Source organism: Candidatus Omnitrophota bacterium, assembly GCA_028716245.1.
Taxonomy (GTDB): domain Bacteria; phylum Omnitrophota; class Gorgyraeia; order Gygaellales; family Profunditerraquicolaceae; genus UBA6249.
Genome location: JAQUQW010000001.1, coordinates 244,169 through 264,282 on the forward strand (window position 1 = coordinate 244,169; position 20,114 = coordinate 264,282).

Genomic DNA, 20,114 nt, shown 5'->3' on the forward strand with positions numbered 1-20,114 from the left:
TGATTTTACAAAATAAATTATGCGTATAACCTTAAACGGTAAAGTCGAGGATGTTGATGCCCAACTAAACCTTAGTGAGCTTGTTTTAGCTAAGGGCCTGCGCGTTGAAAATGTGGTTATTGAATATAACTTTCGTATTCTGCCTAAGGGAGAGTGGTTTGATACACTTTTAGGCGAGAATGATTCTATTGAGATCATAAGTTTTATTGGGGGCGGCTAATATGGAAGATTTTTTAGAGATAGCGGGAGAAAAATTAAGTAACCGGCTTTTTATCGGAACAGGGAAGTTCTCTAGCTATCCGATAATGAAGCAAGCTTTAGAAGAGGCGAAGGCCCAGGTTGCTACGGTGGCTTTGAGAAGGGTTGACGAGAGCTCTAAAACAGAGAATATCATGGATTATATTCCGCAGAAATGTAAAGTTATGATCAATACTTCCGGAGCCAGAGACGCACAAGAAGCGCTGCGTATTGGCCGCCTGGCAAAAGCAGCCGGAGCCGGGAACTGGATAAAAATTGAAGTTATCCGTGATAATAAATACTTGCTTCCCGATAGTATTGAGACTTTTAAGGCAGTTGAAGTTTTAGCCAAAGAAGGCTTTGTTGTTTTTCCTTATATGAGCCCGGATTTATCCATTGGCAGAAGAATGGTTGATGCCGGAGCCAGCGCAATTATGCCTTTGGGTTCTCCGATAGGCAGCAATCGCGGGGTAAAAACCCGTGAGCTTATCGAAATAATGGTTAATGAAATTAAGCTGCCGATTATTGTTGACGCGGGCCTTGGAAAACCTTCAGAAGCTTGTGAATGTATGGAGTTAGGTTGCGCGGCAGTATTGGTTAATACCGCCATTGCCGTTTCCGAAGATCCGGTAAAGATGGCCAAGGCTTTTAGTCAGGCAGTTTATGCCGGCAGGCTTGCCTATTTGTCAGGAATCCCGGCAATGGGAAAAACAGCCCGCGCTTCCAGCCCCTTGACTGGATTTTTAAGAGAAGATAAACCACAAGGCGATGGTTTGGCTTCCGATAGCCAAAGCCATAATAAACCGCAATGAGTTTTTATGGTGTCTATTCCCAAAATAAAGATTTAGACCTAAAGAAAGCTTTTAGTTTTATTTCACCTGCCTCCATTCAGGAATCCTTAGAAAAAAATAATCTGGATACAAAACAATTCCTTGGATTGCTTTCTCCGCAAGCCGAAAATAATCTTGAAAGTATGGCTCAGAAAGCGCAGGCGATAACCAGGAATTATTTTGGCAATACCATCCAGCTTTATGCTCCGATGTATCTATCCAATTATTGCGATAATTCCTGCCTTTATTGTGGTTTTAACCTGAACAATGACATCCAAAGGAGACAGCTTACTCTGGAAGAAGTGGAAAAAGAGGCGCAATTTATTTCCTCTTCGGGGTTAAAGCACATTCTTATTTTAACCGGGGAATCAAGGCTTAAGAGCCCGGTCAGCTACATTCAGGATTGTGTCAATGTTCTAAAAAAATATTTTACTTCAATATCTATTGAAGTATATCCTTTGGCTGAAAATGAATACGCCCGGTTAGTTGTCGGCGGGGTGGACGGCTTGACAATCTATCAGGAAGTATATGATGAACAGCTTTACGCAAAAATACATATTTGCGGCCCTAAAAAAGATTATAAATTCCGTCTGGATGCTCCGGAAAGAGGCGCAAAAGCCAGAATGAGAAGCGTTTCTATCGGGGCCTTGCTTGGTTTAGGAAACTGGAGAAGGGAAGCATTCTTTCTGGGGTTGCACGCAAAATACCTGCTTGATAAGTTTCCGGATGTTGAAATCGGGATATCTGTCCCCAGAATTCGGCCGCAAAACCACCAGCCGCAAGTCGGCGATTTTAAACCAATTTGCCAGGTAAGCGACAGAAATGTCATCCAGATAATTTTGGCTTTCAGGATTTTTTTGCCCCGGCTTGGTATTGCAATCTCAACGCGGGAAAATCCGGAATTCAGGGAAAATCTTTTATCTCTTGGTATTACCAGGATGTCAGCCGGTTCAGCGACTAATGTTGGCGGCCATACTCTTTACAAGGAAGAAAAAGAGCAGTCTTCTCAGTTTGAGATTCAGGATCAAAGAACCGTGGGCCAGATCAAAGCTGTCCTTGAAGGAAAGGGATACCAGCCGGTTTTTAAGGATTGGCTGTATTTGTAGCAGATTTTTTTGTTAGATTTTTCGCCTCCTTGCGTCAATTGGGTAGGAGGTGACAAAATGCAGAGAATAGTTATTGGTTTTACCGTGGTTTGGTTAGGAATAATGACTGGTGTCCTTCGGGCGCAGGATTTGGATTGGGATGACCTAAGCAGGGGTAACCATAATGCCCAGGCGATTTTAGTTAATCCAAATGACAGTAAAATTATCTTTACCGGGATAGCCGGGAATATATTAAAGAGTGAGGATGCCGGTAATAGCTGGCGCATTGTATTATCCATAAGAAGCACAACGCGCAATATCAATGCTTTGGCAATGAATTTGTCCAATTACAATGTAGTTTATGCGGCCACAGATAATGGCTTATACCGCAGTAATAATTTAGGCGGGCGATGGGATAGAATATTTAGAGGCAAGAATAATTTAGAGAATCGATGCGCCGCTGTGTTGAATACTCCGGTTGCTCTATTTGTCGGCACAAGCGCCGGCCTTTTTATAAGCAGGGATAACGGCCGCAGCTGGGATAAAGAAAATAAAATAATCGGCAATACGGCCATTTTTAATCTTGATGCATTCACTCCGCATTCGATTATTTATTTAGCCGCCACCAGCGGTATATTTAAATCTTTAGATGACGGTAAAAACTGGGAGAGGATTTTTTTGAGTTATTCCCGGGAAGATAATAAGAATGAACCTGATGATGGAGAAACAAATGTTCCGGAAAAGTTATCTGACATCCGTTTTGTAAAAGCAGGTGTTAATAACGTAAACTTGGTATATTTTTCATGCAGCAAAGGAGTTTATCGGAGCCTGGATCAAGGCAGAAGCTGGGATAAATTATCCGAGTATGGTTTGTTAAACCGGGATGTGAAAATTCTTTGTTTATCGGGTAATTCCGAAATTTTTGCGCTTAGCCCATCGGGTATTTTTCTTTATGCAGATGAGCGTTGGAGAGAAGTTTCTTTCGGCTTATCCGGAGGTAAATTAAATTATTTTACGTTAGATAATCTGAATAATATTTATGTTGCCGCAGAGGCAGGAATATTTAGGGCTAATCAACATAACCAGCCAGCCTTTATGCGCCAGGCTTTAATTCAGGAGTGTCTTTTAGATGAGCCAAAAATAAAAGACGTGCAGGAGGCAGCGATAAAATACGCGGAAGTGGGCCCTGAAAAAATATCTCAGTGGAGGAAAAAAGCGGCAAAAAAAGCGTTATTGCCGCAGGTGAGCGTCGGCCTTGACCGCAACACAACTGATTTGTGGCATTGGGAGAGCGGTTCAACCACTAAAACCGACGATGATGTTTTACGGCGGGGCAGGGATAGCCTTGATTGGGATGTTTCTTTAAGCTGGGATTTAGGCAATTTGATCTGGAATGACGCCCAGACAAGCATTGATGTGCGGTCAAAGCTGATGGTCGAGCTGCGTGATGATATCTTAGATCAGGTAAACAAGCTTTATTTTGAGCGCTTGAGGATAAAATCTGAACTAAATAATTTAGCCATCGAAGATAGGAATAAAAGATTTGATAAACAGTTAAAACTTGAGGAATTAACCGCTTCCTTGGATGCGCTTACATCGGGATATTATTCAGAACAGCTGCGCAAGTTAACTCCTAAAGAACAGAGTTAACTCTTGATTTTCGTCTTTTGCTTCCGTCGCTGAAATTTTTCGCCGTGTGCTGCGGCTTACGGCTCCTTTCGGCAGCACAGTGTTCCTTACGTATAAAGGTATTGCCTGCACTCGCCGTAATTCCTTGCACACGTTTGCCGAAAAATTTCTAATGCGCCTCCAGCAAAAGCCGGAAATCTTATAGCGGGTGACGATGGCTGGATTTGAGGCCACTTCAGGTGGCCGAAAAACAGTCATCGGCAGGACCCGCCTAAGTCTGATTTTCCTTGCAATTGTCAAATCTTTGTGATAATTTAAATAAACCTGCCAATTTTATTAACCCTTTTAATGCGAAGGATCAAAGTTATGAGTACGTTACATTTTACGGACGCCAATTTCAAGAAAGAGGTACTGGAGTCGGATCTGCCGGTTTTAGTTGATTTTTGGGCTGCTTGGTGCGGCCCGTGTAAGATGGTTGCTCCTTTTATCGATGCCTTGGCCAAGGAATATTCCGGAAAAATGAAAATCGGTAAACTGGATGTTGATTCCAATTCTAAAGTGGTGACTCAATACGGGGTAATGTCAATACCGACGATAATATTTTTTAAAAACGGTAAAGTTATGAGCCAGCTGGTTGGGGCGGTAAGCAAGCTTGATTTGAAGCATAAAATAGAAGAAAACCTTTAATGCGCAAGATTTTCATTGCCGCGACCAAACAAAATGACGGCAAGACTACGGTTTCCCTGGGAATAATCAGGAACCTGCAGCAGAAATTCGGTAAGGTCGGTTTTATCAAACCTATCGGCCAAAGGTATCTTGAGGAAGAAGGGCTAAAAATTGACGAAGATTCGATCCTTATCGAGGAGGTTTGCGGGATAAAATGCGGGCTTAAAGATATGAGCCCGATTGCGGTAGAAAAAGGTTTTACCGAAAAATATATCGCCAAGCCGGATAAAAATAATATTTCCAAACAGATTCAGGATTCTTTCCGCAGGATTTCTAAAAACCAGGAGTTGGTGGTAATCGAAGGGACAGGCCATGCCGGAGTGGGTTCGGTATTTGACCACTCTAATGCGACTGTCGCCAAGCTTTTGGGTTCCAAGGTAATTATTATTTCTTCCGGTGGAGTGGGCCGGCCGATAGATGAGATAATTTTAAATAAGGCACTTTTTGAAAAAGAAGGAGTTAAAGTTTTAGGGGTAATTATAAATAAGGTCCTTCCCGGAAAATTCGAAAAGATTAACCGCCTGGTAAGAAAGGGCTTAGAGAGAAAAGGGGTGGATGTGTTGGGGGTGCTTCCTTATGACCCGATGCTGGCAAGGCCCTCGATTGAGCAGATTTTGGAAGAAACAGATTTTGAAGTTCTCTGCGGAGAGCAATATTTAGAACGCTCGGTGGCAAAGGTGATTGTCGCGGCAATGGAGCCGCGCGATGCGGAGCGCTATATCAGCGAAGATAGCCTAATGATTACTCCCGGCGACCGGCAGGACATGATTAATATTGCCCTTAATTGTTTCCGTGATTCCAGCAATAAAAGATTAAAGATTTGCGGGATAGTTTTAACTTGCGGCATTACTCCGCAAGGGCCGATTATGGAACTTTTAGCAAAAGCCGAGATTCCGGTTTTATTGGCTAAATCTGACACCTATGATGTGGCTACTTGTGTGCATGATCTAACGGTAAAGATCAGGCCATGCGATACCGAAAAAGTTAATGCGGTAGTAAAATTAATGAAAGAGAATGTGGATTTCAATAAAATTTTGAAAGGGATTTAAGATGGATGCTGTCATGAGGATTAGGAAGCTGGCGAAAAGAAAAAGCAAAACGATAGTTTTGCCGGAATATGATGATGACCGGACGCTTGAGGCCGCCCGGATTATTGAAAAGGAGAAATTGGCCAAGCCTTTGGTTTTGACTCCGGAGATGGTCGATAAGAACGAATTAGAGCGTTATATCGAGGAGTATTATAAATTATATCAGTCAAAAGATATTGATCTGGAGACGGTTAAAAAACTTTTTTCAGACAATCTTTATTACGCGGCGATGATGACCCGGGAAGGGAAGGTTGATGGTTTGGTCGCCGGAGCAATCCATACTACCGCGGATATGGCCCGCGCTTGTATCCGCTGTATCGGTTTAGAGGAAAGGTTTACCATTGCTTCAAGTTGTTTCATTATGGATGTGCCTAACTGCCAGTATGGCGATAACGGCACATTTATTTTTGCCGATTGCGGAATTATTCCTGATCCTAATGCCCGCCAGCTATCCTGCATTGCTTTAACTGCCGCGGAATTGGCGGCTAAAGTTTTGGATCTTACTCCGCGCGTAGCTTTTTTAAGTTATTCCACCAAAGGATCGGCAAAAACAAAGTCCGCCGAAAAAATCAGCCAAGCTTTGGCTTTACTCAGAGAGTTATCGCCAAAGATATTAGCTGACGGAGAAATACAGGCGGATGCGGCAATTGTTCCGGAAGTGGCCAAGATAAAATGCCCGGATAGCCCGATTAACGGAGAGGCTAACGTGCTGATTTTTCCAAACTTAGAAGCCGGTAATATCGGCTATAAGCTTGTGCAACGGCTAAGCGGATGCCGGGCAATCGGGCCTTTATTTTTAGGTTTAAATAAACCGGCAAGCGACCTGTCGCGCGGCTGTTTTGTCGAAGATATCGTGGATAGCGTGGCAGTCACGGCAATCAGGGCGCAATAATGAAGATACTGGTAATTAATAGCGGAAGCTCATCGATTAAATATAAACTTTTTGATATGCCTTCCCAGCGCCTGATTACAAAGGGAATAATCGATCATATCGGTGAAGAAGGCTCAAAGTTTAGCAATCATTACTCAGGTTTAAAGATTATACTGGAGGAGATTAAGTCGGTGGATGCGGTGGGCCATCGCGTAGTTCATGGCGCGGAAAAATTTAAAAAGCCCGCACTGGTTGACCAAAACGTAATTAAGGGGATTAAAAAATGCTGCGCGATCGCTCCTCTGCACAATCCGGCTAATTTATCCGGGATACTTGCCTGCCAAAAACTTTTGCCCGGAATAAAACAGGTTGCGATTTTTGATACTGCGTTCCACCAAAGTATTCCGGAATATGCTTATATTTACGGGTTGCCGTATGAGTATTATCAAAGGTTAGGGGCCCGAAAATATGGTTTTCACGGTACCAGCCACGAATATGTTGCCGCCGAGGCCGGCCGCATTTTAAAGAAACCGCTGAATAAGTTAAAGTTGATTACCTGCCATCTGGGCAATGGTTGTAGCATCACTGCTGTTGATAATGGTAAATCCGTTGATACCAGTATGGGTTTTACTCCTTTAGAGGGGTTAGTGATGGGCACCCGCTGCGGCGATACGGATCCGGCCTTAATTACCCATATTATGCGCAAGAAAAAATTAGACACCAAACAAATGGATCGTATTTTGAACAAAGAAAGCGGCTTAAAAGGGATATCCGGTATTAGCAATGATATGCGTTTACTGGAGGAAAAAGCAGGCGCCGGGAACAAGCGGGCTAAACTGGCTTTGGATATATTCGTTTACCGCATCCGCAAATATATCGGCGCCTACCTGTCGGTTTTAGGCGGGCTTGATGCTTTAATATTTACCGCAGGTATCGGTGAAAATCAGGCTAATATCCGGGATAATATTTGCCGCGGCTTGTTTAACTGCCTGGGGAAAAAACCAAAGATTATGGTAATCCCTACGAATGAAGAATTGATGATCGCCCGGCAGACCTTTAAATTAATAACGAAAGGATAAAATGTTAAGGACGATGTTAAAATCAAAGATTCACCGGGCAACCGTAACAGAGGCCAATCTTTATTACGAAGGCAGCATTACTATTGATGCCGATTTAATCCGGGCAGCCGATATCCTGGAGCATGAAAAAGTTGAGGTATTGAACCTTAATAACGGCCAGCGTATTGAAACTTATGTGATTAAAGGTAAGCCCGGAAGCGGGGTAATCTGCCTGAATGGGCCGGCAGCCCGCGCCTCCTGCCCCGGGGACATAGTGATTATTGTTTCGTATGCATCGGTAGAAGATAGGGAAACCAAATCCTTAAAGCCCAAGATTATTAAAGTAAATGCCAGAAACAAAATTAAAAATTAGAATATTCGGCGACCCTGTTTTACGAAAAAAGGCAAAGCCGCTCAACCGGGTTAGTGCTGAATACCGGGAGATTTTAAGCCAAATGGCCGGCTTCATGTACGAAGGAGCCGGTATTGGTTTGGCTGCTCCGCAAATTGGCATAAGCGTGCAATTAATTGTCGTAGACATCGGAGAAGGGCTTTATAAATTAGTTAATCCTAAGATTGTCAAGAGGCTGGGGTCGCAGGCTATTCAAGAAGGATGTTTGAGTGTGCCCGGAGTTTGCATAAAGGTCAAGCGCGCCCGCCAAGTCTGGGTGCAAGCCAAAGATGAAAATAATAATTCGGTAAAAATCCAGGCCAAGGATCTTTTTGCCTGTGTTTTACAGCATGAGATTGATCATTTGAAAGGCAAGCTGATAGTTGATTATGCGTCATTCCTAGAGAAGTTAAGGATCAAAAGAAAACTGGCGGCGTTAAAAACAAGTGTTAAAGCCTGCAAATTACAGCTTTAATAAAAGAGGGAATTTCATCAATGCATGATTTAATTATTATCGGAGGCGGGCCGGCGGGATTAACCGCGGCTATCTATGCCGGGCGCAGCCGGCTGGATACATTGTTGATTGAAAAGATGGCGCTCGGCGGCAGGATCCTGATGAGTGAAACTATCGAAAATTATCCGGGTTTTCCCGGAGGGATTTCTACGCATGAACTGACCGGGCGTATGGAAACCCAGGTTAAAGAGTTGGGGGTAAAAATCATAAACGATGAGGTGGTGGATCTAGATTGCCTTAAAAAAACAATCAAGGTCACAAACGGGGATTATCAAGCCTGCGCGATTATTATTGCCAGCGGAGCCAGGCCGCGTAAATTAAATATACCGGGTGAAGAAAAATATACCGGCAGGGGTGTCTCTTATTGCGCTACCTGCGATGGGCCTTTTTTTAAAAAAAAGAAGGTGGTCATTATTGGAGGAGGAAATGCGGTTGCCGAAGAAGCGATATATTTGAGCCGTTTTGCCAGTTCGGTGAGCGTGATTCACCGCCGCCAGGATCTGCGGGCTGCCCTGATACTTCAGGAAAAAATGCAGGAGAATAAAAAAATAAATTTTATTTTAAGCAGCGTAGTTACGCAGATCAAGGGATCGCAGAAGGTGGAGGCGGTTACAATCAAAGATGTTTTAAGCGGCAAAGAAAAGGATTTTGGCTGTGACGGAGTTTTTATCTACATTGGCTATGAGCCGGAAACGACTTTCTTAAAAGGCAAGTTAGAAATGGATGAAGCCGGATTTATGGTTACTGATGAAAATATGGCTACTTCTGTGGAAGGGGTATTTGCTTGCGGCGATTGCCGTAAAAAAGGGCTATATCAGGTGATCAATGCTTGTGCTGATGGGGCAGTGGCAGCTGACTCCGCCTATAAGTTTATTGCCGGCAGGGGTAAATAGATGGAAAAAATTCCTACAACCAATAAAAAACTCCTCGATTGGGTAAATAAAATGGCCAAGCTTTGCGGTCCGCAGGATATCGTCTGGATCGACGGCACCGAAGAGCAAAAATTAGCTTTGGAAAAACAATCGGTAAGCTCCGGTGACTTGATCCGTTTGAACCAGGAAAAGCTGCCGGGTTGTTTTTTGCACCGCACTGCCCATGATGATGTGGCCCGGACTGAACACCTGACTTTTATCTGTACTAAGAAAAAACACGATGCCGGGCCGAATAATAACTGGATGTCGCCTGCTTTGGCATATCGAAAAGCCAAGGCAATATTTAAAGGCGCTATGGCCGGCAGGACAATGTATGTCATTCCTTTCTCGATGGGGCCGGTGGGTTCTCCTTTTAGTAAGATCGGAGTAGAGCTGACTGATTCCCGGTACGTAGTCTTGAATATGTTAATTATGACCCGTTGCGGAGAGCCGGTTTTAAGGCAGCTTGAAAAAGACGACGGTTTTACCAAATGCCTTCACTCTAAAGCCCAATTAGATATCAAGAAGAGATTAATTTTACATTTTCCGGAGGATAATACTATTTGGAGCGTAGGTTCCGGTTACGGCGGAAATGTCCTTTTGGGCAAAAAATGCCTTTCGCTGCGGATTGCCAGTTTTATCGCCAGGAAAGAAAAGTGGATGGCTGAACATATGCTGATTATGGGTATTGAGGAGCCCAACGGCCATGTTGAATATATTGCCGCGGCTTTTCCCAGCGCTTGCGGAAAAACAAACATGGCGATGATGATTCCTCCGGAAGGGCTTAAAAATAAGGGTTACCGCATTTGGACCGTGGGCGATGATATTTCCTGGATGCGGGTTGATTCCGACGGTTCGCTTTGGGCGATTAATCCGGAAACAGGTTTTTTTGGAGTTGCTCCCGGGACAAACTCAAAAGCAAATCCAAATATGGTCGAGACTATAAAAAAAGATACTATTTATACAAACGTTCTTTTACGGCCGGATAATACGGTTTGGTGGGAGGGCGCTGACGGAGAAGTGCCCAGCCAAGGTATCGATTGGAAAGGCCATTCCTGGAAACCAAACACTTTGGATACCCAAGGCAAAGTGGTTAAAGGCGCCCATCCTAATTCGCGTTTTACCACCCCGATTACTAACTGTCCTTCGGCATCATTTCGCCTGGAGCAGCATCACGGTGTGCCGATTTCGGCGATTGTTTTTGGAGGAAGGCGGGAGCATGTCGCTCCGCTGGTTTATGAATCATTTAATTGGCAGCATGGTGTGTTTGTCGGCTCGACGATGGGTTCAGAGTTAACTGCCGCCCAAGTTGGTAAACTGGGGCAGGTACGCCGGGACCCGATGGCGATGCTTCCTTTCTGCGGCTATAATATGGCGGAATATTTTCAGCATTGGTTAAATATGGGTAAGCTGATGGCCAAGCAGCCAAAGATCTTCCATGTGAACTGGTTTCGCACGGATGGTCAGGGTAAGTTTTTATGGCCGGGATTCTGCGAAAATTTAAGGATCTTAGAATGGATATTGGACCGCTGTAATAATAAAGTAAACGCGATGCAAACTCCGATCGGGTATCTTCCTTACCCGTTTGATATTGACCTGACCGGCCTTAATCTTGCCGAGGGGGCGCTGGAGAAATTATTTAAGATCAATAAGGAGGAGTGGCTGGAGGAATTAAAAGGGGTGAATAAATTCTTTGGTGATTTTAAGAAGGACCTGCCCAAAGAGTTATGGAATGAGTATTATGCCTTATTGGAGAGGTTTAAGCGTTATGGGCAGTAACGTCCTTTTAAAAACCGAGTTTAGGGATTTAAAACTTTTTCGCCGCGGTAAAGTCAGGGATGTTTATGATTTAGGGGATAAACTTTTAATTGTTTCTACTGACCGCATATCCTGTTTTGACGTAGTCCTGCCTTGCGGGATACCGGATAAGGGTAAGGTCTTAACCGGCATATCTGAATTTTGGTTTGATTTTATCAAAGATATAATCCCGCACCACCTAATTACTACCGATATAGATAAATATCCTCTTAACTTGAAAAAATATAAATCGGATTTAGCCGGACGCTCGATGCTGGTTTTAAAAACCAAGCCTTTGCCGGTTGAGTGCGTTGTGAGGGGGTATCTTTGCGGGTCAGCCTGGAAAGAATATCAAAAAAAACAATCAGTTTGCGGTATCAGCCTGCCTAAGGGTTTAAGGGAATCGGATAAGCTGCCGGAAGCCATATTTACCCCGTCGACTAAGGCGGATGTCGGGCATGATCAAAATGTTGATCAGGAATATGTTGAGGATTTAGTAGGAGCGGATATTGCCACGAACCTGAAGAAAATAAGTATCGCTGTTTACCGGCGGGCCGGCGATTATGCTTTGCAAAAAGGGATTATTATTGCCGATACCAAGTTTGAGTTTGGCATATATAACGGCCGCTTGATTATTATCGATGAGGTGCTTACCCCGGATTCATCGCGTTTCTGGCCGCTGGATGAATATCAGCCGGGCCACCCCCAGCCGAGTTTTGATAAACAATTTGTGCGGGATTACCTTGAGACTCTGGATTGGGATAAGGCCCCGCCTGCTCCGGCGCTACCCGAAGAAATAATCGATAGAACAAGGGAAAAATACCTGGACGCTTACCGGAAATTAACCACAAAATCAATATAAGCTAAAAATGATGAAGTTTAAAAGCACATTATCTCTCTTATTAAGAATTGGCGTAAGTATTGTACTTTTAGTCCTTTTGTTTAAGTTTAACAAAATCGATGTCTATGCTTTGCTCGGGGATATAAAAGGCGCGGATAAAATGTTTTTATTTATTGGCTTTGTGGTGTATTTCCTTATTTATCTTTTTGGTTTTTTCCGTTGGCGGATGCTGCTTAGGGCAGCGGGATTTGATATTCCTTTAAAGAGGCTGGTGAGTGCATTTTCCGGAGGTGTTTTTTTTAGCATTTTTTTACCTTCGACTATCGGAGGAGACCTGGTTAGGGCGGTTGACCTTGCCGGGCATACCAATAAGGCAAAGGAAGTCATTGCCACGGTTTTTTTGGATAGATTCAGCGGCTATATCGGCTTGGTGTTTGTAATCATACCTTCTTTATTGCTGGGCAGGAATTTGGTCTTAGATAAAGTTGTTTTTACTTCTGTTTCCGTTATTGTAATTTTGCTGGTAGCTATCCTGTTAATCCTATTTAATAATTCTATTTATTCCAGGATTAGCAGGTTTTTAACGGTGCCTAACGCGGGAAAAATAAGAGAGACAATCAAAGATATGCACCGGGAAATCCATATCTTTCGCAACCATAAAAAGATGATCCTCTTTAATTTAGCCCTTTCATTTCTAATCCAGGCTCTTTGCCCGGTCTGCGTTTATTTTATCGGGCTCTCTTTAGGGATAAAAATAAATTTTATTTATTTCCTCATCTTTTTACCGATTATCAGCGCGATTACCCTGCTTCCTATTGCCATAGGAGGGCTGGGCTTAAGGGAAGGCCTGTTTGTGGTTTATTTTGCCAAGGCCGGGGTGATAAAACAATTGGCCTTAGCTATGTCACTTTTATCGTTTTCTTTTGTCGTTTTTTACGGTGCTATCGGAGGACTCATCTATGTCCTTACAGTACATCATCGACGGATACAATCTCATAAATAACCCGCACTTTAGGCCCGCTGTAAAACTACCTGCGAATGTCTGTCATTGCCTGGCTGATTTTATCAAATTAAACAAGTTAACCGGCAGTAAAAATAATACCCTTACCCTTATTTTTGATGGTTATCCTCCGGCCGGTCAGGATATTCCTCAAGAAGCCGGCCTGGTTTGTTTATTTTCGCGGATGATTGAGGCGGATGAATTGATCAAGCAGGTAGTTGAAAAGTCAGCTTGCCCCAGAAATATTGTCGTAGTTTCGGATGACAAGGAAGTGCAATTAATGAGCAGGTTTTTACACGCTCGGTCCTGTGGTGTGGAGGAATTTATCTGTGGTAAGAAAAATAAGAAGCTGAATCCTGCCATAGGATCGGATGCAGCTGATTTCAAGTTGACTTATTCCGCAATGCAGAAAATAAACGCGGAGTTAAAGAAAAAATGGCTGGAATAAATGAATTGACATAACCGGTTAATCATGATAGAGTTATATAAATAACAACACAAAAAAGGAGGGTAATATGAGCAGTTGGCAAGTAGTGCTACTAGAACCTGCGCGTGTAGTTTTGGCTCAAATTAGCCAATTCATGGTCAACGCATTGCTGGTGATCATTATTTTGATCATTGGTTGGTTACTTTCCAAAGTTGTTAGGTCTATTATTAGCAAGGCTCTTAAATTAGTCAAACTCGATGATATTTCTGAACGTATTGAACTTAATAAGCTGCTGAGTAAAGGCGGGATAACTTATTCCTTATCCGATTTAATCGCTATAATTTGTTATTGGTTGGGCCTTTTGATAACCTTTATGGTTGCCATAAACGCTGTGGGGGTAACTATTGCCGCCGATTTATTAAAACAAGTTATTCTTTATATCCCCAATGTTATTTCCGCGTTGTTCATCCTGATCTTAGGGATGTTCGTATCAACCTTATTGAAAAATATCGTGAAAACCGCGGCAAGTAACGCCGGATTAAGCCATGGCAGGCTTTTAGCTCAAGTAGTGGAGACGGTGGTTATTGCTTTTGCAATTTTCGTGGCATTGGAGCAGTTGCAAATTGGTATCCGCATAACCGAATTGACCATTTCTATAATCCTAGGCGCTGTGGGATTAGGTTTAGCCCTGGCTTTTGGGTTAGGGTGCAAAGATATCGCCGGAAAGTTTGTGGCCGAGACTGTGGAAAGATTAAAAAAGAAGTAATGTATTTGGTTCTTACCTAAGAAATAAACCCCGTGCCTGGCGGCGCGGGGTTTATTTCTTTAAAGCAGAATATGATTAAGGTCAAGCGAATTTATGAGCAGCCAGCCAAAGACGATGGTTTTAGGGTCTTGGTTGATCGTCTCTGGCCAAGGGGTATGAGTAAAGAGAAGGCAAGAATTGATCTTTGGTTAAAAGACATTGCTCCCAGAGATAACTTGAGAAAATGGTTTGCGCATGATCCAGAAAAATGGGCCATATTTAAGCAGAAGTATTTTAATGAGCTTAGCAGTAAGAAGACCGTTATTGGTGAAATCATGAAAAGAGCTAAAAACGGCGTTACACTATTATATGCGGCTAAAGACGATCAGTATAATAATGCGCAAGCGTTAAAAGAATACATTGAAGAAAATTAAACTAGAAAAGAAACGTTTGCCTACTGATAATTCCGGCGTATCGCGTATTCGTATTGTCATTGCCAGTATGGTCGGCACGACGATCGAGTTCTACGATTTTTACATCTATGCTACTGCTGCCGTTTCGGTATTCCCGCTTCTTTTCTTTCCGAAGACTGACGCGGGAGCGGCGCTTCTTGCGTCCATGGCGACTTTTGGTGTTGCTTTTGTGGCGCGGCCGATTGGCTCGGTGGTATTTGGGCATTTTGGGGATCGAATCGGCCGGAAAGCAACTCTTGTCGGGTCGCTTTTGACTATGGGGATCGCCACATTCCTTATCGGTCTGTTGCCTACAGTTATGTGCATCGGTTTGCTGGCTCCTGTGTTACTGACGATTTTACGTTTCTGCCAAGGGCTTGGGCTTGGCGGAGAATGGTCGGGTGCTGCGCTTTTGGCGGCTGAAAACGCAAAAGAGGGCAAAAGAGCCTGGGCTGCGATGTGGCCGCAATTAGGCGCGCCATTCGGTTTTATTCTGGCCAACGGTTTCTTTTTGCTGCTTACCATGTTTTTTAACTACAATTCTATCGAGGCTTCTTTGCAAAGTGATTTCCTTGTTTGGGGTTGGCGGATTCCGTTTTTGGCTTCAGTGGTAATGGTGGCAGTGGGGTTGTATGTGCGATTTAAGCTTGATGAGACGCCGGTGTTTGCGCGGGCCTTGGCTCGCGGCGAAAAACTTAAAACACCCTTGGCCGTTGCGATGAAGCATCATCTTAAGAAACTTCTGCAAGGTGCTTTTATTATGCTTGCTACGTACGGTTTGTTTTATTTGATGACCACTTGGATACTCTCCTACGCCATCGGGTCAACAGAGCTGGGTTTTTTAGGCATTGGTTACCGCGGTTTTCTGGTGCTGCAGCTTCTTTCCGTGCTTTTATTCGCGGGGATGATTCCGGTTGCCGGTTGGCTGGCGGATAAGTACGGCCGCCGCGGCTTTCTTTTGTTGGTGACCGCTGCCATTATCCTGTTTGGTTTAACATTTAAATTTTTTCTTGATCCTGCGGTTATGGGAACAGGGAACGGGGCGAATATGGGGCTTATGCTGATTTTCTTGTGCATTGGCATGGCGCTAATGGGCCTGACTTTTGGCCCGATGTCAGCAGTCCTGCCAGAGCTGTTTCCCACGAATGTGCGCTATACCGGTTCGGGTATTTCCTATAATATTTCCTCTATTTTGGGCGCTGCTTTGACTCCGTTTGCGGCTGTCTGGCTTGCCCGGAATTATGGAGTTGGCGCTGTCGGAGTATATCTTTCGGCGCTTGGAATATTGACATTTATTGCTTTGTGGTTTTCCAAAGAAACCAAACACACTAGCCTTGATATGGCGGAGGAAAGAAAAGCTGCTGTTGGCATTGAAACAACCTCGCCGTAGTATTAAAAGTAGAGACGCGAAAATTTGTATAACAATATGAGCAATAAAGAGATTACAAAAAACAAGGTTTTTGTCCGCACTTTTGGATGGCCGATGGGGGCAGTATTATACGACTATCGTACCGTATTTGAGCAGGATTTGGTGATAAGGAAACCATAAAAATAACCGAATGCAAGCGATTCTGGTGTATTGACTAGAACTGGTTAAAAATGAGAAGAAGATTAAAAGAAGAAACTATTTTATTTATAAGTGTAATTAAATGGGTATTCCTGGCCACTCTTGCTGGTGTCGTAGTTGGTTTATCTACCACTGTATTTTTAAAACTCTTAAATTGGAGCGCAAGGGCTTGCTCGCAATATCCTTATTATTTTCTTCTATTGCCTGTGGCAATGTTTCTCAGTGCTGTAATGGTGAAATATTTAGCACCTGATGCTGAAGGGCATGGAACGGAGAAAGTGATCGAGGCGGTTCATAAGCATGCGGGTAAAATAAAAGCAGCAGTTGTTCCGGTTAAGCTGTTGGCTACTATAATTACAATAGCTTCGGGCGGTTCGGTTGGTAAAGAAGGACCGTGTGCTCAGATAGGCGCTGGCATCTCATCTATTTTTGCTGATATTTTTAGATTTGATGACAATGAGCGCAGGAAACTCGTCATATGCGGTATAAGCGCAGGCTTTGCTTCAGTATTCGGAACTCCTATAGCTGGCGCAATATTCGGTGTAGAGGTTCTTTTTGTCGGCGCTATTTTATATGATGTTCTTCTGCCCTCATTTATCGCAGGCATCGTTAGTTATCATGTATCAGCATCGCTTAGTGTAACATATTTTCATCATCCGGTACTTTTAGCTCCTGTCTTTAGCGAGTGGTTTTTCATTAAGGTCGTTATGGCCGGTATATTCTTCGGGCTTTGTTCGTTAATTCTCATTGAGACGTTAAAATTCGGAGATAGTCTATCTAAGAAGCTACAGATGTGGGCGCCACTAAAAGGGTTGATTGGCGGTGTTGCCTTAATAGCTCTTACATTCATATTTTCAAAGCGATATCTTGGGCTGGGGCTTGATACCATAGAACATTCTTTGAGCGGTGTTAAAACAGCCTGGTATGCTTTTCCTATGAAAAGTATTTTTACCGCCATTACACTCAGCTTTGGCGGGAGCGGAGGTATAGTTACACCTATTTTCTTCGTAGGATCTTCGGCTGGGACTCTATTTGCGTCGCTTGCAGGATTAGATATAGCCACTTTTGCAGCTATAGGCTTAGTGGGCGTTCTTGCCGGAGCAGCCAATACGCCAATCGCAGCAAGTATTATGGCTATGGAACTCTTCGGGACAGGCATAGCCCCTTATGCCACGGTAGCATGTATAGTAAGTTTCCTTATTACGGGTCATAGAAGTGTATACCCGTCACAAATCCTTTCCATGAAAAAATCTTCATCTATTAATGTGGAAACTGGAAAAGCGATGGAAAACGTGCTTGCAGAAGCTAATCCACGTCAGAAAAGCCTTACCGGGACCATATTAAAAATGATTAGAATATTTCGTAAAGTAAAATGAGGCTATGAAAAAAGTTTTCATTCGCAATTTTGGCTGACCGATGGATACCTTATAGACGGATTATGGAGAGGGTAACGGAGGTTGCGTTGAGCTTGGTTTAGTGTGGCTGTTTTGAGGTAAATTTGAAGAGTGTGGGCGCAAAGAAAAAGGTCAGGAGAAGGCAGAAATAAGGCTTGACAGAAGCGGTTTTGTAAGGTATATTTCTATTGGATCACGATGAGAGGCAAGCCAAAGGGTTCCGTCCCGCGGTAATGCCTCTTCTTCATTTATACCGCAGTTTATCCTTCAAGCCATTCATAAAAAGCATATCTGGGGCAAATTCGCGCAGAAGAGAAGAGTATTTAAGCTGGTTAGGTATGATTAGCCGCTTTAATTTGCCTTGTTTCTTAAGATGCTTAATCAGACAGTAGCAATCCCCATCCCCGGTAACGATGACGGCCTTGTCGTAGTTAGGATATTCCAGCATAGCATGCAGCACTAATTCTGCATCCGTATTACCTTTTACTTTCCCATCTGGTAGACGTAAGGTAGGTTTGAAGATCAAGATATAACCTTTTTGTTGCAGAGAGGTATAAAGGCTTTGGTTAGTAGGAACAAAGCCTATGAAAATAAAAGCCTTCGTTATATCAAGCGTGTCTTTTAAATACTGCCTGAATCTTTTAAAATCCAATTCCCAGCCCTGGTCCCGGATAGCTAGGTTAAGATTCTGGCTGTCTATGAAAGCATAATTATTTTCGTTTTGGTTCATGTGATTATTTTATACCTTTTCAATTATCTGTCAACCCAAATTAAAATCTTAGGAAATGAAACTATTTAAGAGCATTACTAATGTTATAAAGTGGATAAAAAATGATTGATTCCAGGTCTTTGGAAGAGGATAATATAACCTTAGAATCACAACCTGAAGGGGGGTGGGAGTAATGAGCAAATTTATTGCTCATCATCTGAAACAGCCCCTGCCTTCTCGCGCGTAGGGCCCGGAAACTCTGGCTAATACTCTGGCTGGACTCCGGATAACTTGAAACGAAGGATTCCATTGGGTTGTGGTAATGAAGGGTTGGCTCTTGGCCCGGGAAACCGGAACCCAAAGGTGATGGTTCTGCTTTAGGGATCTGCAGAGATAAAAAGGCAAAGCAAGCCAGGCGGAGGATAACCTTAGCTGAGTATAGCGAAGGTCCACCGCTTAACCCTTCCCATTATTTTATTAGATAAATTAAAGGAGGTTGCTGTGTCTGAATTAAAAATAGTTAAGATTGTTTTTGCGAATTCGCCTAACCTTTGGCATTTCGTAACGTTTAATTCCGGAGAGCATGAAACAGAAGTGGTTGGGGATCGGCACGACATAGATGTAGAGGTTATGATCCCGGGAACTGAAAAGCTTGAGAATGTAGAAAGTATAGCTCGGGATAAGGCTGAGCGTTTCATCAAAGAATTAGCCAAAACTCTCTAAACTATTTAGCAGGAGATAATGCCATAGGTGGCTGATTTATTATGAGATACCCGAAGGCGAAAGAAAAGGTCTATCTAAATCCGAAGTCGGAATTTCCCAATCTCCGCTTAAAGTCAAGTACAAAGAGCAGGGGTATTTTGTATTCCCGCAAGAAAAAGTAAGCTGCTTTCTCTAATAATTCTCTAATAATTCTACTTGACAAGTAGCAAGTGATGTGTTAAACTAATACCAAGATGGAAAATAAAACTAAATTGTATACATCAGAAGAAGCGGCCAAGAGGCTTGGCATTACTCGGCAGGGATTAGCTTATCTTGTAAAAGAAGGAAAGATTAAGCCAGTAGAGCATATTGAGAGTAAGTATAAATTTTTCTCGGAAGAAGAAATATATAAATATTTGGCAGAGAAGTAGATTTTTTTACCCCGAAACTTTACAAGGCGCAAGTAAAAGGAGGTGGTTATGGTAAGAGAAATCGTAGATCTTGAAACTATAGCGTAGCGCCTAAAATACAGTGTTAAGTATTTGCAAAACGACTGGCCCAAACTTCTGCCTGGGGTACGGCCGCTTAAGCTTAAGGCAAATTGCAGAAGAATATTATTCTTTTGGGACGATATCGAGAAATTGCTTTTAAAGGAAAAATAAGAGGAGGTGATTATGGCAATGAAAAGATTGGCAGATCGAACATCGGAGGACTGGAAGGAAGCGGAAAAAATAGCTAAATTGTGGCAGTTAGAAGTGGAGAATCCTCAGCTTTTTGAAGCTCTACAGGATCCGTTTGCTCGTTTCGTTGGATTAACAGTTTATAGAGTAAGAAAAATTTTAAGGTTAGTGACATTCGGGCGTTGCTGCAAAATATAAACATAATCAAAAGGAGGAAGTTATGGCTAAAAAACAGATAAGTAATTTAGACATCGATCCAGCTTTAAACGAAATAGAACGCGTGAATAAAAGCATATTCTTTATTGCCGGCGCATTACCTGAGTATCCGCATGACGGCGGTATGGAAGAGTTAAGCATGATACTGGAATGTCTTTCGGATAGAGCCCAAAAAGCTATCGAAGAGATCAAAGTAACAGCGGGGCTCTAATTAGACGGAAGCATAAGGTTGAGTAAGATGGAG

Annotated in this window: 24 protein-coding genes; 23 read left to right on the forward strand and 1 reads right to left on the reverse strand. The window is 43.0% G+C overall.

Annotation, left to right across the window (positions count from 1 at the left end; all coding sequences use genetic code 11):
- Positions 1-19: 19 nt before the first annotated feature.
- The 19 genes from thiS (at position 20) to PHG87_01440 (ending at position 17,545) form a co-directional block, all read left to right on the forward strand.
- Positions 20-220 (forward strand): sulfur carrier protein ThiS, encoded by a 201-nt coding sequence (gene thiS, locus PHG87_01350; GenBank protein ID MDD5476848.1) that lies wholly within the window; start codon positions 20-22, stop codon positions 218-220.
- A gap of 1 nt (position 221) precedes the next feature.
- Positions 222-1,049, forward strand: a complete 828-nt coding sequence (locus PHG87_01355) for a thiazole synthase (protein MDD5476849.1) — start codon at positions 222-224, stop codon at positions 1,047-1,049.
- Entirely contained in the window at positions 1,046-2,173 is a 1,128-nt protein-coding gene (gene thiH / locus PHG87_01360) for a 2-iminoacetate synthase ThiH (protein MDD5476850.1), read from the forward strand. Before PHG87_01355 ends, thiH begins: the two co-directional genes overlap by 4 nt.
- A 57-nt stretch (positions 2,174-2,230) precedes the next feature.
- Complete coding sequence (locus tag PHG87_01365; GenBank protein MDD5476851.1) at positions 2,231-3,802, forward strand: hypothetical protein; 1,572 nt, start codon at positions 2,231-2,233, stop codon at positions 3,800-3,802.
- Positions 3,803-4,147: 345 nt separating this feature from the next.
- Positions 4,148-4,468 carry a thioredoxin gene (gene trxA, locus PHG87_01370; GenBank protein MDD5476852.1) on the forward strand — a complete coding sequence of 107 codons (321 nt, stop codon included), beginning with the start codon at positions 4,148-4,150 and terminating at the stop codon, positions 4,466-4,468.
- Positions 4,468-5,556 (forward strand): AAA family ATPase, encoded by a 1,089-nt coding sequence (locus tag PHG87_01375; protein ID MDD5476853.1) that lies wholly within the window; start codon positions 4,468-4,470, stop codon positions 5,554-5,556. The genes trxA and PHG87_01375 overlap by 1 nt, the downstream gene beginning before the upstream one ends.
- A 1-nt stretch (position 5,557) precedes the next feature.
- The gene (locus PHG87_01380) at positions 5,558-6,487 is read left to right on the forward strand and encodes a phosphate acyltransferase (protein MDD5476854.1); all 930 of its coding nucleotides are present in this window, start codon (positions 5,558-5,560) and stop codon (positions 6,485-6,487) included.
- On the forward strand, positions 6,487-7,545 hold the full coding sequence (locus PHG87_01385; GenBank protein MDD5476855.1) for an acetate kinase: 1,059 nt from the start codon (positions 6,487-6,489) through the stop codon (positions 7,543-7,545). Before PHG87_01380 ends, PHG87_01385 begins: the two co-directional genes overlap by 1 nt.
- Before the next feature lies 1 nt (position 7,546).
- Positions 7,547-7,897: an aspartate 1-decarboxylase gene (locus PHG87_01390; protein MDD5476856.1), complete on the forward strand. Its 351-nt coding sequence runs from the start codon at positions 7,547-7,549 to the stop codon at positions 7,895-7,897.
- On the forward strand, positions 7,872-8,390 hold the full coding sequence (gene def, locus PHG87_01395) for a peptide deformylase (GenBank protein MDD5476857.1): 519 nt from the start codon (positions 7,872-7,874) through the stop codon (positions 8,388-8,390). The genes PHG87_01390 and def overlap by 26 nt, the downstream gene beginning before the upstream one ends.
- Positions 8,391-8,410: 20 nt before the next feature.
- A complete protein-coding gene (gene trxB, locus PHG87_01400; GenBank protein ID MDD5476858.1) occupies positions 8,411-9,322 on the forward strand; it encodes a thioredoxin-disulfide reductase in 912 nt (303 codons plus the stop codon).
- Entirely contained in the window at positions 9,323-11,119 is a 1,797-nt protein-coding gene (locus PHG87_01405; protein ID MDD5476859.1) for a phosphoenolpyruvate carboxykinase (GTP), read from the forward strand. It begins immediately after the preceding gene.
- Positions 11,109-11,999 (forward strand): phosphoribosylaminoimidazolesuccinocarboxamide synthase, encoded by an 891-nt coding sequence (locus PHG87_01410; protein MDD5476860.1) that lies wholly within the window; start codon positions 11,109-11,111, stop codon positions 11,997-11,999. Before PHG87_01405 ends, PHG87_01410 begins: the two co-directional genes overlap by 11 nt.
- A gap of 7 nt (positions 12,000-12,006) precedes the next feature.
- The gene (locus PHG87_01415; GenBank protein ID MDD5476861.1) at positions 12,007-12,981 is read left to right on the forward strand and encodes a lysylphosphatidylglycerol synthase transmembrane domain-containing protein; all 975 of its coding nucleotides are present in this window, start codon (positions 12,007-12,009) and stop codon (positions 12,979-12,981) included.
- A complete protein-coding gene (locus PHG87_01420) occupies positions 12,938-13,426 on the forward strand; it encodes an NYN domain-containing protein (GenBank protein ID MDD5476862.1) in 489 nt (162 codons plus the stop codon). Before PHG87_01415 ends, PHG87_01420 begins: the two co-directional genes overlap by 44 nt.
- 67 nt (positions 13,427-13,493) lie before the next feature.
- On the forward strand, positions 13,494-14,171 hold the full coding sequence (locus PHG87_01425) for a hypothetical protein (GenBank protein ID MDD5476863.1): 678 nt from the start codon (positions 13,494-13,496) through the stop codon (positions 14,169-14,171).
- A gap of 71 nt (positions 14,172-14,242) precedes the next feature.
- Complete coding sequence (locus tag PHG87_01430; GenBank protein ID MDD5476864.1) at positions 14,243-14,584, forward strand: DUF488 domain-containing protein; 342 nt, start codon at positions 14,243-14,245, stop codon at positions 14,582-14,584.
- 67 nt (positions 14,585-14,651) lie between these two features.
- The gene (locus PHG87_01435; GenBank protein MDD5476865.1) at positions 14,652-15,992 is read left to right on the forward strand and encodes an MFS transporter; all 1,341 of its coding nucleotides are present in this window, start codon (positions 14,652-14,654) and stop codon (positions 15,990-15,992) included.
- A 209-nt stretch (positions 15,993-16,201) separates the two neighbouring features.
- Positions 16,202-17,545, forward strand: a complete 1,344-nt coding sequence (locus tag PHG87_01440; protein ID MDD5476866.1) for a chloride channel protein — start codon at positions 16,202-16,204, stop codon at positions 17,543-17,545.
- A gap of 262 nt (positions 17,546-17,807) precedes the next feature.
- On the opposite strand, the gene PHG87_01445 is transcribed toward PHG87_01440, so the two are convergent.
- Positions 17,808-18,293, reverse strand: coding sequence for an NYN domain-containing protein (locus PHG87_01445; protein ID MDD5476867.1), 486 nt, complete (start codon positions 18,291-18,293; stop codon positions 17,808-17,810).
- 480 nt (positions 18,294-18,773) lie between these two features.
- Between PHG87_01445 and PHG87_01450 the strand changes: the two genes are divergently transcribed.
- The 4 genes from PHG87_01450 (at position 18,774) to PHG87_01465 (ending at position 20,081) form a co-directional block, all read left to right on the forward strand.
- On the forward strand, positions 18,774-18,995 hold the full coding sequence (locus tag PHG87_01450) for a hypothetical protein (protein MDD5476868.1): 222 nt from the start codon (positions 18,774-18,776) through the stop codon (positions 18,993-18,995).
- A 233-nt stretch (positions 18,996-19,228) separates the two neighbouring features.
- Positions 19,229-19,405 (forward strand): helix-turn-helix domain-containing protein, encoded by a 177-nt coding sequence (locus PHG87_01455; GenBank protein MDD5476869.1) that lies wholly within the window; start codon positions 19,229-19,231, stop codon positions 19,403-19,405.
- 243 nt (positions 19,406-19,648) lie between these two features.
- The gene (locus tag PHG87_01460; GenBank protein MDD5476870.1) at positions 19,649-19,852 is read left to right on the forward strand and encodes a hypothetical protein; all 204 of its coding nucleotides are present in this window, start codon (positions 19,649-19,651) and stop codon (positions 19,850-19,852) included.
- 22 nt (positions 19,853-19,874) lie between these two features.
- A complete protein-coding gene (locus PHG87_01465; protein MDD5476871.1) occupies positions 19,875-20,081 on the forward strand; it encodes a hypothetical protein in 207 nt (68 codons plus the stop codon).
- The last annotated feature ends 33 nt before the right edge of the window (positions 20,082-20,114 follow it).

What these genes read in the sequence shown, in the direction of transcription:
- trxA (MDD5476852.1), top strand. Translation starts at nt 4,148, where the DNA reads ATGAGTACGTTACATTTTACGGACGCCAATTTCAAGAAAGAGGTACTG.
- PHG87_01435 (MDD5476865.1), top strand. Translation starts at nt 14,652, where the DNA reads ATGGTCGGCACGACGATCGAGTTCTACGATTTTTACATCTATGCTACT.
- PHG87_01440 (MDD5476866.1), top strand. Translation starts at nt 16,202, where the DNA reads ATGAGAAGAAGATTAAAAGAAGAAACTATTTTATTTATAAGTGTAATT.
- PHG87_01420 (MDD5476862.1), top strand. Translation starts at nt 12,938, where the DNA reads ATGTCCTTACAGTACATCATCGACGGATACAATCTCATAAATAACCCG.
- trxB (MDD5476858.1), top strand. Translation starts at nt 8,411, where the DNA reads ATGCATGATTTAATTATTATCGGAGGCGGGCCGGCGGGATTAACCGCG.
- PHG87_01430 (MDD5476864.1), top strand. Translation starts at nt 14,243, where the DNA reads ATGATTAAGGTCAAGCGAATTTATGAGCAGCCAGCCAAAGACGATGGT.
- PHG87_01445 (MDD5476867.1), bottom strand. Translation starts at nt 18,293, where the DNA reads ATGAACCAAAACGAAAATAATTATGCTTTCATAGACAGCCAGAATCTT.
- PHG87_01385 (MDD5476855.1), top strand. Translation starts at nt 6,487, where the DNA reads ATGAAGATACTGGTAATTAATAGCGGAAGCTCATCGATTAAATATAAA.
- PHG87_01415 (MDD5476861.1), top strand. Translation starts at nt 12,007, where the DNA reads ATGATGAAGTTTAAAAGCACATTATCTCTCTTATTAAGAATTGGCGTA.
- PHG87_01425 (MDD5476863.1), top strand. Translation starts at nt 13,494, where the DNA reads ATGAGCAGTTGGCAAGTAGTGCTACTAGAACCTGCGCGTGTAGTTTTG.
- PHG87_01455 (MDD5476869.1), top strand. Translation starts at nt 19,229, where the DNA reads ATGGAAAATAAAACTAAATTGTATACATCAGAAGAAGCGGCCAAGAGG.
- PHG87_01380 (MDD5476854.1), top strand. Translation starts at nt 5,558, where the DNA reads ATGGATGCTGTCATGAGGATTAGGAAGCTGGCGAAAAGAAAAAGCAAA.
- PHG87_01460 (MDD5476870.1), top strand. Translation starts at nt 19,649, where the DNA reads ATGGCAATGAAAAGATTGGCAGATCGAACATCGGAGGACTGGAAGGAA.
- PHG87_01405 (MDD5476859.1), top strand. Translation starts at nt 9,323, where the DNA reads ATGGAAAAAATTCCTACAACCAATAAAAAACTCCTCGATTGGGTAAAT.
- PHG87_01375 (MDD5476853.1), top strand. Translation starts at nt 4,468, where the DNA reads ATGCGCAAGATTTTCATTGCCGCGACCAAACAAAATGACGGCAAGACT.
- thiS (MDD5476848.1), top strand. Translation starts at nt 20, where the DNA reads ATGCGTATAACCTTAAACGGTAAAGTCGAGGATGTTGATGCCCAACTA.
- PHG87_01355 (MDD5476849.1), top strand. Translation starts at nt 222, where the DNA reads ATGGAAGATTTTTTAGAGATAGCGGGAGAAAAATTAAGTAACCGGCTT.
- def (MDD5476857.1), top strand. Translation starts at nt 7,872, where the DNA reads ATGCCAGAAACAAAATTAAAAATTAGAATATTCGGCGACCCTGTTTTA.
- PHG87_01390 (MDD5476856.1), top strand. Translation starts at nt 7,547, where the DNA reads ATGTTAAGGACGATGTTAAAATCAAAGATTCACCGGGCAACCGTAACA.
- PHG87_01465 (MDD5476871.1), top strand. Translation starts at nt 19,875, where the DNA reads ATGGCTAAAAAACAGATAAGTAATTTAGACATCGATCCAGCTTTAAAC.
- thiH (MDD5476850.1), top strand. Translation starts at nt 1,046, where the DNA reads ATGAGTTTTTATGGTGTCTATTCCCAAAATAAAGATTTAGACCTAAAG.
- PHG87_01365 (MDD5476851.1), top strand. Translation starts at nt 2,231, where the DNA reads ATGCAGAGAATAGTTATTGGTTTTACCGTGGTTTGGTTAGGAATAATG.
- PHG87_01410 (MDD5476860.1), top strand. Translation starts at nt 11,109, where the DNA reads ATGGGCAGTAACGTCCTTTTAAAAACCGAGTTTAGGGATTTAAAACTT.